This is a genomic window from Deinococcus betulae (assembly GCF_020166395.1).
GTDB classification, from domain to species: domain Bacteria; phylum Deinococcota; class Deinococci; order Deinococcales; family Deinococcaceae; genus Deinococcus; species Deinococcus betulae.
Genome location: NZ_JAIQXU010000009.1, coordinates 14182 through 27668, shown reverse-complemented (window position 1 = coordinate 27668; position 13487 = coordinate 14182). Strand labels below are relative to the sequence as shown.

The 13487-nt window shown below is 66.4% G+C and carries 17 protein-coding genes; 9 read left to right on the top strand and 8 right to left on the bottom strand.

Annotation, left to right across the window (positions count from 1 at the left end; all coding sequences use genetic code 11):
* Window positions 1-45: 45 nt before the first annotated feature.
* From K7W42_RS08710 to K7W42_RS08695, 4 genes are all read left to right on the top strand, one after another.
* Window positions 46-468 carry a pyridoxamine 5'-phosphate oxidase family protein gene (locus tag K7W42_RS08710; RefSeq protein WP_224573948.1) on the top strand — a complete coding sequence of 141 codons (423 nt, stop codon included), beginning with the start codon at window positions 46-48 and terminating at the stop codon, window positions 466-468.
* A gap of 158 nt (window positions 469-626) precedes the next feature.
* Window positions 627-1739, top strand: a complete 1113-nt coding sequence (locus tag K7W42_RS08705; protein WP_224573946.1) for a tetratricopeptide repeat protein — start codon at window positions 627-629, stop codon at window positions 1737-1739.
* The gene (locus K7W42_RS08700) at window positions 1642-2268 is read left to right on the top strand and encodes a diguanylate cyclase domain-containing protein (protein WP_224573944.1); all 627 of its coding nucleotides are present in this window, start codon (window positions 1642-1644) and stop codon (window positions 2266-2268) included. The genes K7W42_RS08705 and K7W42_RS08700 overlap by 98 nt, the downstream gene beginning before the upstream one ends.
* 510 nt (window positions 2269-2778) lie before the next feature.
* Complete coding sequence (locus K7W42_RS08695; RefSeq protein WP_224573942.1) at window positions 2779-3318, top strand: HD domain-containing protein; 540 nt, start codon at window positions 2779-2781, stop codon at window positions 3316-3318.
* A 110-nt stretch (window positions 3319-3428) separates the two neighbouring features.
* Here K7W42_RS08695 and sufD read toward each other — a convergent pair whose 3' ends face one another.
* Genes sufD through sufC form a run of 8 tightly spaced genes read right to left on the bottom strand, consistent with a single transcriptional unit; the run spans window position 3429 to window position 8728 of the window.
* Window positions 3429-4781, bottom strand: a complete 1353-nt coding sequence (gene sufD, locus K7W42_RS08690; protein WP_224573940.1) for a Fe-S cluster assembly protein SufD — start codon at window positions 4779-4781, stop codon at window positions 3429-3431.
* Between the two features lie 31 nt (window positions 4782-4812).
* The gene (locus K7W42_RS08685; RefSeq protein ID WP_224573939.1) at window positions 4813-5169 is read right to left on the bottom strand and encodes a DUF1304 domain-containing protein; all 357 of its coding nucleotides are present in this window, start codon (window positions 5167-5169) and stop codon (window positions 4813-4815) included.
* A 48-nt stretch (window positions 5170-5217) separates the two neighbouring features.
* Window positions 5218-5643, bottom strand: a complete 426-nt coding sequence (locus K7W42_RS08680; RefSeq protein WP_224573937.1) for a DUF7832 domain-containing protein — start codon at window positions 5641-5643, stop codon at window positions 5218-5220.
* A 5-nt stretch (window positions 5644-5648) separates the two neighbouring features.
* Complete coding sequence (gene sufB, locus K7W42_RS08675; RefSeq protein ID WP_157459339.1) at window positions 5649-7055, bottom strand: Fe-S cluster assembly protein SufB; 1407 nt, start codon at window positions 7053-7055, stop codon at window positions 5649-5651.
* Between the two features lie 18 nt (window positions 7056-7073).
* Window positions 7074-7412 (bottom strand): DUF4377 domain-containing protein, encoded by a 339-nt coding sequence (locus tag K7W42_RS08670; RefSeq protein ID WP_224573935.1) that lies wholly within the window; start codon window positions 7410-7412, stop codon window positions 7074-7076.
* Between the two features lie 9 nt (window positions 7413-7421).
* Window positions 7422-7634, bottom strand: coding sequence for a Txe/YoeB family addiction module toxin (locus tag K7W42_RS23250; protein ID WP_224574133.1), 213 nt, complete (start codon window positions 7632-7634; stop codon window positions 7422-7424).
* 41 nt (window positions 7635-7675) lie between these two features.
* The gene (locus K7W42_RS08660) at window positions 7676-7948 is read right to left on the bottom strand and encodes a type II toxin-antitoxin system Phd/YefM family antitoxin (RefSeq protein WP_224573934.1); all 273 of its coding nucleotides are present in this window, start codon (window positions 7946-7948) and stop codon (window positions 7676-7678) included.
* Between the two features lie 24 nt (window positions 7949-7972).
* Complete coding sequence (sufC, locus tag K7W42_RS08655; RefSeq protein ID WP_224573932.1) at window positions 7973-8728, bottom strand: Fe-S cluster assembly ATPase SufC; 756 nt, start codon at window positions 8726-8728, stop codon at window positions 7973-7975.
* A gap of 178 nt (window positions 8729-8906) precedes the next feature.
* Between sufC and K7W42_RS08650 the strand changes: the two genes are divergently transcribed.
* The 5 genes from K7W42_RS08650 to K7W42_RS08630 all read left to right on the top strand — a co-directional run bounded on the left by K7W42_RS08650 (window position 8907) and on the right by K7W42_RS08630 (window position 13436).
* Window positions 8907-9599 (top strand): MotA/TolQ/ExbB proton channel family protein, encoded by a 693-nt coding sequence (locus K7W42_RS08650; protein ID WP_224573930.1) that lies wholly within the window; start codon window positions 8907-8909, stop codon window positions 9597-9599.
* A gap of 4 nt (window positions 9600-9603) precedes the next feature.
* Window positions 9604-10026 carry an ExbD/TolR family protein gene (locus K7W42_RS08645; RefSeq protein ID WP_157459335.1) on the top strand — a complete coding sequence of 141 codons (423 nt, stop codon included), beginning with the start codon at window positions 9604-9606 and terminating at the stop codon, window positions 10024-10026.
* Window positions 10023-11804 carry a hypothetical protein gene (locus tag K7W42_RS08640; protein WP_224574145.1) on the top strand — a complete coding sequence of 594 codons (1782 nt, stop codon included), beginning with the start codon at window positions 10023-10025 and terminating at the stop codon, window positions 11802-11804. The genes K7W42_RS08645 and K7W42_RS08640 overlap by 4 nt, the downstream gene beginning before the upstream one ends.
* A gap of 105 nt (window positions 11805-11909) precedes the next feature.
* On the top strand, window positions 11910-12611 hold the full coding sequence (locus tag K7W42_RS08635) for a hypothetical protein (RefSeq protein ID WP_224573928.1): 702 nt from the start codon (window positions 11910-11912) through the stop codon (window positions 12609-12611).
* A 48-nt stretch (window positions 12612-12659) separates the two neighbouring features.
* The gene (locus K7W42_RS08630) at window positions 12660-13436 is read left to right on the top strand and encodes a type III pantothenate kinase (protein WP_224573925.1); all 777 of its coding nucleotides are present in this window, start codon (window positions 12660-12662) and stop codon (window positions 13434-13436) included.
* Window positions 13437-13487: the final 51 nt, after the last annotated feature.

Sequence of the window (13487 nt, the reverse complement as noted above, 5' to 3'; positions counted from 1 at the left end):
GGCCGCTGCATCATCCGGCGCGCGGGGCTACCTACCATCGGAGGCATGGCAAAACCATCCATGAAAGCCCTGGCACAGCTGATGCGCGGCCTGGACTACTGCCTCCTGACCACCGTGACCAGCTACGGCCACCTGGGGTCGCGGCCCATGAGCAACAACGGCGAGGTGGACTACGACGGCACCAGCTATTTCTTTACCTGGGCCGAATCCCGCGCCGCGCGCGACATCGAGAAAAACAAACACGTGCAGCTCAATTTTCAGGCCCAGAAACGCACGCTGTTTATCGCCGTGCAGGGCGAGGCGACCCTGACCAGTGACCGCGAAGCGATGGAACCCCACTGGCAAGGCAGTCTGGAGCAGTGGTTCAAAGACGGCCTGGACACGCCGGGGCTGACCATGATTCAGGTTGAGGCGCGGCGCATCAAATGGTGGGGCGAGGAAGAAGGCGAGCTGGAGCTGGAGCGGTAGCCCCAGGGCAGGGCCGCTGGGCCCGGCGACCAGGCAGGCAGAAGGGCGGCCGCTGGTCGCTTTCCTCTGGTCGCCCTCCTTTTCACGGGGATGCCAGAGCTGACTTGAGCCTCCTGTTCTGCAAGGTGGGTGTCAGACGCGCGGCTTATCCTCAGGGGATGAACGGCGGGGCCACCACAAGAAGCGCGCGGGGCCAGCCGACCGATACAGAGCGGCTGGACTTAGACGCGCAGTTGGCCCAGGCAGACGAACTGCTGGTGGTGGACCCGGCCCGCGCCGAGGCTGTGGCGCGCGCCGCAGCCGCGCAGGCCCAGCGCGACAGAGACCAGTTGAGGTTTGGGCAGGCTCAGGTGCTGCTGGGGGCCACACTGTTTTTTCAGGCCCAGTACGAGGACGCCCAGAAGGCCTTTGGGCGGGCGCTGGACGCCGCCCGGCAGCAAGGGGACCAGGCGCTGGAGGCGCGGGCACTGAACGGAATCGGCAACGTCATCAGCCACCTGGGCGACTACGCCGGGGCGCTAGAACGCTTTCTGGATAGTTCGCGGCTGGCCCTGGCTGCTGGGGACGAGCAGGGCCGTGTCCGGGTGCTGAACAACATCGCCGCCGTCTGGTCCGAGCTGGGTGAAAACGCCAGCGCGCTTCAGGCGCATCAAGAAGTGGTAGAGGTGGCCGGGCAACTGGGCGACAGCGCCCTGCAAAGCAGCGCCCGCGTCAATCTGATGGTGGATTATCACGCGCTGGGCGACTATGAGCAGGCCCTGGCGCTGGCCAAAGACATACGGCCAAACCTTCAGACCAGAGACCTGAAACAGCATCTGGTCGTGACGCAAGCGTATGAAGGAGACAGCCTGCTGCGACTGGGCCAGCTGGACGCCGCCCGGCAGACCCTGCTGAGCGCCCTGCCGCTGGCCGAGGCCATCGGGGAACAGGTGCATCTGTGCATGATGCTGCTGAGTCTGGGCCTGACCTACTTGCAGCAGGGCCAGACGCTGCTGGCGCTGCCTCACCTGGAGCGCGCCTTGCAGCTGGCGCAGGAACACAAGATCAGCGGGCAGGAACGGGACGCGCTGGGCGCCCTGAGCGAGGTCCATGAAACCCTGGGCGACTACCCCGGGCGCCCTGAGCGCCCTGCGGGCTCACCACACGCTGGAACGCCAGATTCATGCCGAGGACGTGGACCGCAAGACCCGGTTCCTGACCGCGCAGTTTCAGCTGGACACCCTGCGGCGCGAGGCCGAGCAGGAACGTCAGCGCACCCAGAAGCTGCTTGAAGACCACACGGCGCTGCAAGAGGACCACGCGCTGCTGGCCCACCGGGCCGCCCATGATCCCCTGACGGGCCTGGCCAACCGAGCGCACTTTCAAGCGGTGGCTGAACAGACCCTGCAACGCGGCCAGGCCCTGCCGGTGGGCCTGCTGTTTCTGGACTTGGACGGCTTTAAGGCGGTCAATGACACCCTGGGCCACGACGCCGGAGACGACCTGCTGCGCCAGGTGGGGGCGAGGCTGCGCGCCGAGGTGCGCCGCGAAGACCTGGTGGCCCGGCCCGGCGGCGACGAATTTACCGTGTTGCTGCCGGCCCTGCGCGACCCTCAGGACGCCCGCGCTATTGGCCTCAAGCTCTTGCAGGCGCTGTCCCAGCCTTTCACGGTGCAGGGGCAGTCGGTGGCCATCAGCGCTTCTGTGGGCGCAGCCGTGGCCCCGCAGGACGGCCTGGCATTTGCAGAGTTGCAGCGCCGCGCCGATGAAGCCATGTACCGCGTCAAACACAGTGGGCGCAACGGCGTTCAAACCGCCTGAAAGGACGACGTGGGCCGCTGTGAACAGGTGGCCAGTGTCTGTGAAGAGCAGTTCGCGCTGAGGCGCCGTTCTCCAGGTGGACTTGCCCCAGAGCCTCTTCGGAAGACGACCTCTATACACTTATGGGGAAGGAGTTGACGCGCTGGGTTCAGGCCAGGAGAGCGAACGGCGCCCTCACGCCTTGGTCAGAGGGCAAAGACGTTCAGAGTGCCGCCCGGTCTCTGTGGCCTGACGCCACGGAACAGCGGTCTTCCGTTCTGCTGATGGAGCACCAGCACGTCCCCATCAGCCTGCCGTCTGTTCCGCCTATACACCGCCAGCGCATCAGTTTTCCTCTCTTCATAAGGAGTTGGCTCAGTCTCCAACTCCGCCCGACTTGAACCGTTCTTGCGAACGGTGGGAACAGCGTCTGTCTCAACTCCACTGATTCTCAGGGCTATCACTCACTCTCTCCGACTGCGTGAAAGCACAAAAGGCTCATGCCGGCCGAAGACCTTTATATGCTGCCTCATGCCGCCGCACCTGCCCGCCCAGTTGGAGTTTCTGCTCATGTGTGACCGCCTCAAGGCCGTAAGGCGCAGCACCTTTCTTCACGACGGCAGCCGACCCGAGAACAGCGCTGAACATTCCTGGCACCTGGCCCTGATGGCACTGACCCTGGCCGAGTACGCCGCGCCCGGCACGAAGCTGCCGCGCGTGGTGGAACTGCTGCTGACCCACGACCTGGTCGAGATTCACGCCGGAGACCTGCACTTTGCCGCCAGCCCCGAAGCACACGCCCGGCAGCTGAGGGCTGAGACCGAAGCCGCCGAACAGCTCTTTGCCCTGCTGCCCGAGCCGCAACGCGCCACTTTTCACGCCCTGCATGCCGAATTTGAGGCCGCGCAGACGCCGGAAGCCCAGTTTGCCCGCGCGCTGGACGCCCTTCAGCCTCTGCTGCTGACCTGGGCCGGGGGCGGCCTGGGCTGCGCCATGCGCGAGCCTGACCTGACGGCCGCGCGCCTGCGGGCGCTCAAGGAGCCTCGCCTACGCGCCTTTCCGGCGCTGTGAACCCTGGCTCAAACGGTGCTGGCCGACGCGGTGGAGGTCGGAACCCTCCCGGCATAACAACGCCGCCCGGCCTTAAAGCGGCGGGGCGGCGAAGGCGGCCGGCTCTGGCGTTAAACCGCGCCGACCTTGCGGGCGATGATCCCCTCGATGTACTTCACGACGCTTTTCAGCGGCACGCGGCCCAGCACATCTTCCAGGAACGCCGTGACGAGCATCTTCTCGGCCGTTTCCCGGCTGATGCCGCGCGAGCGCAGGAAGAACAGGGCTTCCTGATCCACCGGGCTGGTGGTGCTGCCGTGCGAGCAACGCACGTCGTTCGCATTGATTTCCAGCTGCGGGACCGAGAAGTTGCGGGCTTCGCTGGACAGCATCAGGGTGCGGTGCTTCTGGTAGGCGTCGGTCTTCTGGGCCCCCAGGTCCACCTTGATCATGCCGCTGAACACGCCGACACTGGCGTCGTCGTTCACGCCCTTGTACAGCAGGTCGCTGTGAGCATTACCGGCAGCGTGGTGCTGCAGGGTGTAGTGGTCAAAGTGCTGGTTTTCGTTGGCAAAGTACAGGGCCAGCATCTCGCTGTCGGCGCCCTGGCCGCGCAGGTAGCTCTGCATCTCGGTGCGCGACAGGGTGCCGCCCATCGTAACTACCAGGCTGTTCAGGGTGGCGTCGCGCTCCACGTCGCCGCGCTGGCGCTGAATGTGGGTCACACCCTCGCCCCAGTTCTGAATGGACACGTAGCGCAGGCGGGCGCCGGCCTTGACCACCAGTTCCACGGCGCCAATCGCGTAGGTGCCGGGCAGGGCGTCACTGGCCTGCTCATCAATGAAGGTCACCTGGGCGTTGTCCTCGGCCACGACCAGCGTGCGGGTGGCGGTGTAGGTGCCGGCCTCGCTCATGACGCGGAAGGAGCCCAGGGGCAGTTCAACCTCGACCCCACGCGGCACGTACACGAACGCCCCGTTGGTCCACAGGGCCGCCGCCAGCGCCGAGAACTTCCCTTCGCTGGGGTCAGGGCTCTTGCTGGGGGTGGTGCCGGGCGCGGCAATCGTGGTGTCGTCGGGCACTTCGGCGGGCACCACGGAATAGAGGTACTGCTGCACCTTGTCGGCGTGCTGCTCTACGGCCGTTTTTAGGTCGGTAAAGATCACGCCCTTCTCGGTCAGCTCGGCGGGCAGTTCGGTGCGGTAGACCACGTCGGGGCCGTCCAGGACCAGAAAAGCGCCCACGTCGGTGCCAGTCAGGCGCTCCTGCACGCTGACGGGGAGGGCCGCCACATTGCTTACGGCGTCACGCTTGCCGTGGGGGCGCAGGGCCGTGAAGTCCACGTCCACCTGGGTGTATTTCCAGGCTTCGACGCTTTCGGTGGGCACCTGCAAGGTATTGAAGAGGTCCAGGCTTTCGCGGCGCTTGCTCGTCAGCCACTCGGGGCCGCCGTGCGCGGCCAGTTGATCGGTGAATTGGGTCATGGGGTCTCCTGAAACAGCGACTCTGGCGGCGTCAGCGGCCCAGCCAGAGCAGCAGCAGTCCCAGCGTGGCCGGGACCGTCTGAACGAAATGGATTCTTGGGTTGCGGGTGGACGTGGCGCCGTACACGCCGGCCACCAGCACACACAGCAGGAAAAAGACCTTGACGGAAAACTGGTCGGTCACTAGGCCCCAGAGCAGGCCAGCCGCCAGGAAGCCGTTGTACAGCCCCTGATTCGCCGCGAGGCTCCGGGTCTGGGCCGCCAGGGCGGGCGTGGTGCCAAACGCCTTCATGGCGCGTGGGGTTTCCCAGAGGAACATCTCCAACACCAGAATGTATACATGAATCAGGGCGACGGCGCCCACCACAACATTGCCAAGAAGGGTCATGTTTTCCTTTGCAAAAAGAGGCCAGCGGGACGCCGCAGCTGTCTCACCTCAGCGCCCGGCCTGCCACTCGGCATAGCGCTCATCAATCAGCCCAGCCACACGGACGGCGCTGTCCCAGGTGTCGGGCACATGGTAGAAGGACGGCAGATCGTCAAACAGGTTGAAGTAATCGTTGAGGTATTCTCCGCCGCCCATCTCAGAGGCGTAGTAGTGCCGGGCGAAGGCATTGCCCTCTGCCGTGAGCATGTCACTGGTCAGAACCCCACCCCAGGCCTCAAACACCTGGGCGCCGGTCTGGTGCCGACCTCGAAGCGCTTCGGCGTCGGCGGCGAGACCATCTGCCAGGAGATTTCGCCCGGCCAACCAGCTGATAAACATGCCGGTGTGAACGAACCCCTGTGACGGCGGCAGCTCCGGCGGAAAATCGCCGTCATAGTGCCACTTGGCCTTGTCGTAGCAGACGCCCCCGCCCATGCGCCTTAGCCGACCGAGCCTTCCATTTCCAGTTCGATCAGGCGGTTCAGTTCGACGGCGTATTCCAGCGGCAGTTCCTTGGCAATCGGCTCAATGAAGCCGCGCACGATCAGGCCGGCGGCCTCGTCTTCGCTCAGGCCACGGCTCTGGAGGTACAGAATCTGGTCGTCGTTGATCTTGGAGACGGTCGCTTCGTGGCCCACGCTGGCGTCCTTTTCCTCAATCTCGATGTACGGGTAGGTGTCGGTGCGGGCTTCCTCATCCAGCAACAGGGCGTCGCACTCCACGTTGGTCTTGCTGCCTTTGGCGCCTTCGTAGATTTTCACCAGGCCCCGGTAAGAGCTGCGGCCTGAGTCCTTGGAAATGCTCTTGGAGACGATGGTGCCGCTGGTGTGCGGGGCAAAGTGGACGATCTTGGCGCCCGCGTCCTGGTGCTGGCCGCGTCCGGCCATCGCGATGCTCAGCACTTCGCCACGCGCGCCTTCTTCCAACAGGTAGCAGGCGGGGTACTTCATGGTGACCTTGCTGCCCAGGTTGCCGTCCACCCATTCCATCACGCCGTTGCCGTACACGGCGGCGCGCTGGGTCACGAGGTTGTAAACGTTGTGGCTCCAGTTCTGAATGGTGGAGTAACGGAAGCGCGCGCCCTCTTTCACCACGATTTCAATGACGCCCGAGTGGAACGAGTCGCTGGAGTACGCCGGGGCCGTGCAGCCCTCGATGTAGTGGGCCTGCGCGCCCTCGTCAATGATGATCAGGGTGCGCTCGAACTGCCCGCTGCTTTCCGCGTTGATGCGGAAGTACGTTTGCAGGGGAATGTCCACCTTCACGCCCTTGGGCACGTACACGAACGACCCGCCACTCCACACGGCGCTGTTCACGGCCGCAAACTTGTTGTCTTCGGGCGGCACGATGGTGGCAAAGTGCTCGCGGAACAGCTCGGGGTATTCCTTCAGGCCGTCCTCAATGGACAGGAAGACCACGCCCAGCTTTTCCCACTCCTCTTTGAGGTTGTGGTACACCATCTCCGACTCGTACTGGGCGCCTACACCAGCCAGTGCGGCGCGCTCGGCTTCGGGGATGCCCAGGCGCTCGAAGGTTTCTTTGACGTCCTGCGGCACGTCGTCCCAGGAGCGGGCGTTGAAGCCTTCGGGCTTGATGTAGTAGTAGATCTCGTCGAGGTTCAGGCCGCTGAGGTCCGCGCCCCATTCGGGCATGGGCTTGCTCAGGAAGATGTCCAGGGCCTTGAGACGAAAATCCAGCATCCACTGGGGCTCGTCTTTGGCCTTGGAGATCATCTCGACGACGTCGCGACTCAGGCCCTTGGGGGCCTTGATGGCGTAGCGTTCAGGGTTGCTCCAGCCGTATTCGTAGCTGGTGTTGATTTCACTTGCTTCAGGATTGACGGTCATGCAGTCTCCTTAGGTGGGTTAGCAGGGGCGGGTGGGCGTGGTGGCGTCGGCCACCACCGGTTCGGTGGGCGTTTTTTCCTTTACCCCGAGCAGGCGCCACTCGGGCGGCGAACAGGGCGGGCGCTCCTTGGCTTCGTCTTTCACACTCAGGACGTAGCGGTGGCCGGGCTCGAAGGTGAAGCCCTGAATCTCGTTGTTCAGCGTCACCCAGGAGCCGTTTTCGGGCTGGCGGTATTCCAAGCAACTGGTGGAGGCTTCACACGCTCCTGCCGCTTGCCGCAGCTCGATGGTCGTGCCCTGCTGGGCACAGGCCGTCAGGGCCAGCGCGGCGATAAGGGGCAGAAGGACAGGGCGCATAGAAGCTCCTTATTCGTAGTGAGAGCGGCAGGCAATGACCGTAATCGCGTCATCGTCTACGGCGTACACGAGGCGGTGTTCAGCAGTAAGGCGGCGGGACCAGAAACCCGCGTACTCATGCTTGAGGGGTTCGGGCTTACCTGTGCCCTCAAAGGGTGTGGGGAGGCATTCGTCCAGCAGGCGGTGAAGCTTCCGGAGCAGCTTCGGCTCATGGTGGTGCAGCCACAGATAGTCGGCTCAGCCATTGGGCGTGAAACTCAGGTTCACTCGGGCGCGTCTGTCTGCAAGTCCGTCAGGTTCTTGCGGATGGCCCGGCCCTGGCGGTACTGCTCCACCGAATCCAGCAGGTGGCGGCGGTTGGCCGGGTTGGCCAGCAGGTGATGGGTTTCCTTCCAGGCTTCGTACTGCTCCAGAGGAATCAGGACCACGGCCTCGCCAGAGTCAAGCGTGATAATGGTTTCATCACTGTTCTGGACGGTTTCCTGGGCAATGCGCTCCAGGTTGTCTTTGGCAAACTTCAGCGAGTATGCGGTCATGAGTCCTCCTGCTGAATCTGTCCCTTATGCCGTCGCCAGTTCCTTGACCCAGTCGTAGCCCTGGGTGTCCATCTTCTTGGCCAGCTCAGGGCCGCCGGTCTGCACGACTTTGCCGTCCAGAATGATGTGCACCTTGTCAGGCACGATGTAGTCCAGCAGGCGCTGGTAGTGGGTAATGATGAGGCCGCCCAGGTTTTCGCCGCGCATGGAGTTCACGCCCTTGGCGACAATCTTCAGCGCGTCCACGTCCAGACCGCTATCGGTCTCGTCCATGATGATGTAGTTGGGTTCCAGCATCAGCATCTGCAGAATCTCGTTGCGCTTCTTCTCGCCGCCAGAAAAACCTGCGTTCAGGTAGCGCTCCACGATGCTCTCGTCCCATTCCAGGGTCTTCAGGGCGCTTTGCAGCTTGCCGTAGAACTCGGCAAAGCCCACCTCTTCGCCTTCGGCCTTACGGGCCTGCATCGCCAGGCGCAGGAAGTTGGCGATGGTCACGCCGGGAATCTCGACGGGGTATTGGAAGGCCAGGAAGACGCCCAGGCGGGCGCGCTCGTCAGGTTCCATCTCCAGAATGTTCTGCCCGTCCACCAGGATTTCACCCTCGGTCACGGTGTATTCGGGGTCGCCCACAATCACTTTGGCCAGGGTGCTTTTGCCGTTGCCGTTTGGCCCCATGATGGCGTGCAGTTCGCCGCGCGGGACGACCAGGTTAATGCCTTTGAGAATGGGCTGTCCCTCCACAGAGGCGTGCAGGTTGCGGATTTCGAGCTGGTGGGTCATGAGGCTCCTTCGGGAATCACCGGGGGTTTGTTAGGAATGATTCCTACTTACTGGCCTATTTTACCCGCCAGAGACTGCAAAGTCGAGTGAGTTGCTGGGGATTGCGGCCGTGTCCTCATGAGGGAGGCGCACCGCTTTTTCACGCTCCCCACGCGGGCGCGTGCTACCCGTAGGGGCCATGACCAGCCTCGATTTACTGCGCGCCGCCGGGCCTCTGCTCTGGGTGCTCCTGGCCCTGTCGGTGTATGTGGTGTACCTGATTGCCGTGCGCGCGCAGGCTCTGGCGCGGCTGGGACAGGACGCCCGCACCCTGACCGAGCGCGCCCGCGCCGTCACCGCCGAAAGTGGCCCCGCCGCCGCTCTGGCCGAAGTCGACCGCGCCGCCCACCCTAGCCCCGCTGCCGGGGTGCTGCGCGCCGGATTGGCCCGCGCTGACCGGGGCGTGGACGCCGCCGAGCGCGCCATGCAGGCCGCGCTGCTGGACGCCGAGGAGCGGCTGTATGCGGGCCTAAGCACCCTGGGCACCGCTGCGCAAGTGGCGCCGCTGCTGGGCCTGCTGGGCACCGTGATCGGCATGGTGCGGTCGTTTCTGGTCTTCAGCCAGACCACGGCGCCTACACCCGCGCAACTGGCCACCGGCATCAGCGAGGCGCTGGTGAACACGGCGGCGGGGCTGGTCGTCGCCATCCTGGCCTACGTGGCGCGCGGCGCCCTGCGTGCCCGCGCTGACCGGATTGCCACCCAGGCCGAGCAGGTGCGCGAGGAACTGCCGGGCTGGCTGATCCGCGCCCCGGCGGCCCCGGTGTGGGCAGGGTCAGCCCCAGAAGCGCCTTTGCCCGAGGTCGCCCTGAATTTCGGCGGAGCGCGCTGAACGCATGACCCGCCGCCTTCGCCGCCGCCACCGGGACGCGGACCCTATCACCTTCGACTTTGCCCCCATGGTGGACGTGGTGCTGCTGCTGCTGATTTTCTTTTTCCTGACCAGCACGCTGGGCGCCCGGCAAAACGCCCTGCCGCTAGACCTGCCGCGCGCCAGCAGCAGCGTGCAGGAAACGCCGGACCTGCCCGTGGTGAGCGTCAACCGCGCCGGACAGATTTTTCTGAATGGCAAGGAAACGACCCTGACCCGCCTGGGGGCGCTGCTGAGGCCCCTGGCGGCGACCAGTGGCGGCGTGGTGGGCCTGCGCGCCGATGAGGGCGGGCGCTACGGCACCGTGGTAGGAGTCATGGACGAGATTAAAAAGGCAGGCGGCACCCGCCTGGCCCTGGGTACCGAGACCCCAGAGGCCGCGCCGTGACCGCCGCGCCCTTCCCACGCCCGCGCGAACGCCACGAAGGGCGCCGCGCCGCGCTGGCGACCCTGCTGCTGCACGCCGCGCTGCTGGGCGGGGCGCTGCTGTGGCGCGCGCCGCCGCCAGCGGCGGGCCCGGTGCCGGACGCGTCCCGCGCCCCCCTGGAGGTGGTGACGCTGCGCCCGGTTCCGGTGACGCCGCCCACCACGCCCACGCGGCCCCTGACGCCCCCAGTGACGACCACCTCGCCCGCCCAACCTCAGACCCCGCCAGTGGCGGCCACCCCACCAGCCGACGCAACCCCGGAGCCGACGCAACCACCCACGCCCCAGCCCACCCCACCCACAGCGGCGCCGTCTCCGGCCGCCACAAGTCCCGTCCCCGAGGCAGTACCGGCGGCGCCTGGGAGGACAGCGGCCCCAAGCTCTCCGCTAGTGGCCGTGCCTGGGGCCAGCGAGCCAGTTCTAGCTCCCTCCTCCCCGGCACCGACCTCGCCCACTCCCGTCGAGGCCACGCCTGAAGTGCCTGAGCCAGCGCCAGTGTCTCCGGCTTCCGAGCAGACGCCCACCCCAGCCGAAGCGGCGCCTGCACCAGCGTCGGCTGAGCCCATTCCAGCCCCAGCGGGCGAAGCGGTCACTGCACTGCCCCGGCGCGAGGACCTGACCCCAGAGACAAACCCGGCTTTGCCGGCCACCGCTTCCGCTGGCCAGGACACCGCCTCAGGGCCGCCCGAACCGGCCGCTGAAGCTCGGGGGTCAGCAGATCAGGCCGTACCCACGTCAAGCACACCCGAACCGGAGCCGGCAAGGGGAACGCCCGCGCCTACCCCACCCGCTGAGGCAGCGGCGCGGCCGGTTGCCCCGACCACGCCTACAGCCTCTCTTCCGGCCACGCCGGTGTCGCCTGCCCGTGGACCACAGGTGGACTCTGGCACCCCTGAAGCCGCTCAGGCCAGCGCCCGGCCCAGCACCCCGGCCACCTCTATTCCAGCTGTGCCCGCAGCTTCTGCGGCGACCACCACTAGGCCGGCGCCAACCACGCCTGCCGACTCTGCGGCGGCCTCCAGCACCCGGCCACCGTCCACCCCACCAGCCACCGACCCCGCCCAGACCACAACCCGCCCCGCGCCCTCGGGCCAGCCGTCCGCTGGAGCACCCGCCGACGGAGGGACGCCAGTTGCGAGCCGCCTTGGACCACCCAGCCAGGGAGAACCTTCGGCCGCCACACCGGGGTCGCGGCCGGCTGGTCCAGCGTCACCTACCGGAGGCCCAGACGAGGGCGGCGGGGCACCTGGCCGCCCTGGGCCGGCCAGTGGGACAGGTACGGCCGACACCCCAGGAGCAGGGGCACGCGCCGCGCCGGCTGCATCAGGGGCCAACCCCGTTCAGACCCCCTCGGCCCCCCGACCAGCGGCGGCCCCGGCCGCCAGCAGCGCGCGCCCTCTGGGCTGCACGGTGGGCATTGACGTGCGCGGCCTGGGCAATTTCCAGCGTGACATGACCAGCATCGTGTATGCGGGCGGGCAGCAGCTGTGGCCTGACGCCGAACTGATTAAGGGCGTGGGCAGCGCCCTCGTTCAGGAGGGCAATCTGCACACCTACGTCACCACGGAGGCCGCGCTGGCCGCCTTTCCCAATCTCACCCGCCTGAAGGCCGAGCGCATTCAGGCCAGCCGCTTTGCCCCAACCTCGAGCGTCTTTACCGACGTCAGCCTCTCGCCGGAATCCGCCGCGCAGTTCCGGGCAGCGGGTGAGGCCTGCCGCGTCGTGTACCTCAAGAACTGAGGAGGTCGTGGTGGGGGGCTCTGCCCATCACGACGCTCTTTGCCCACTCTTCGCCCCGTCCGGTTCATCAAGGTGACCGGCGACCGACTGAATAAGGAGACCCCTATGCCCACCCCCCGCCCCCTGTTGGCCCTGAGCCTCATCTTGCTGCTGACGGCCCCCGCCCAGGCCTGGGTACCCCAACTGGACGAAACGAGCGCCAAAGCAGTGATTGACAGCGCCTACAGCCGCCGCGACCCGGTGCCGACCTACCTGAGTCTGAATCTGGAGGTCAAAGACGGCGCCTTTGTGGCGGGCCAGGCGGCCGTGACTACCTTTGACGGCGGCGACGCCTGCCTGGCCGACTGGCTAGCCGCCCCCGGTGACTTTGCGCGGGGCAGCCGCCCCCTGGCCGTGACCGCCAGCGGACAGGCCGATGGGCTGTTCTTTCAGGCCCAGGCCGCCCGCGACAGCTTTAAGAACCTGACGGTCAAAGACGCGCTGGCCGAGGACGCCGCCAAGGGCCGCCTGCCTGCCGGGCAGTTGCGCGTGGACCTTGCCGTGCGGGGCCTGCCCAGCGAGAAGGCCAGAAGCGCCTATCTGGTGCGCCTGAAGGGCAAGGGGGGGCAGCTGCTGGCCCCCGCCCGCAGCACCTATGTCAACGATTTCAAGCAGGAGGGCAGCACCTGGGGCGGTACCCTGGTCTACTACTTCGAGCCTCTCAAGGCGGGCCTAGGGGCCACCGACCGCGCCGAGCTGCTCTTGCGCACCGAGGCCGACACCAGCTGCGCCTACAGCATTCCGCTGGACCTGAGCCTCTTTCAGTAGGCGGGGGCGCCGAACACGCCCGGCCACGCGCCCCGTACAATGCGGGGCGTGCCTGCTTTTCCTCTCCTGGCCGCAGACATTGGCAACACCAGCACCGTTCTGGGCCTGGCCGATGAAGGGCTGAACCTGACCCACACCTGGCGCGTGCGCACCAACCGCGACGTGTTGCCCGACGACCTGGCCCTGCAACTTCAGGGGCTGTTCGCCCTGGCAGGAGCCGCGCCGCCCCACTCGGCCATTCTGAGCAGCGTGGCGCCGCCCGTGGGCCAGAACTACGCGCTGGCGCTCAAGCGGCATTTTGGGGTGACGCCCTTTGAGGTCAGCGCGACCAACCTCCCTGACGTGCGGGTGGAGCTGGATATCCCCGACGCCGTGGGGGCCGACCGCCTGTGCAACCTGTTCGGCGCCGAGCAGTACCTGAGCGCCCACGAATACGCCGTGGTGGTGGACTTTGGCACCTCCACCAACTTTGACGTGATCGGGCGGGGCCGCCGCTTTATAGGCGGGGTGCTGGCCACGGGCGCGCAGGTCAGTGCCGACGCCCTGTTCGCCCGCGCCGCCAAGCTGCCGCGCATTGCGCTGGAAGCTCCCCAGACCGCCATTGGCAAAAACACCACGCACGCGCTGCAATCGGGCCTGGTGTACGGCTACGCCGAGATGGTGGACGGCCTGCTGCGCCGCATCCGCGCCGAATTGCCGGGGCCAGCGGTGGCGGTGGCCACCGGCGGCTTTGCCCGCACCGTGGAAGGCATCTGCCGGGAGATTGACCACTACGACGACACCCTGACCCTACGCGGCCTGGTTGAACTCTGGGCCAGCCGCTAAAGAGACAGAGAAAGGGAGAGACCGAAGCGCGCCTCTCCCCTTCCCTATTCC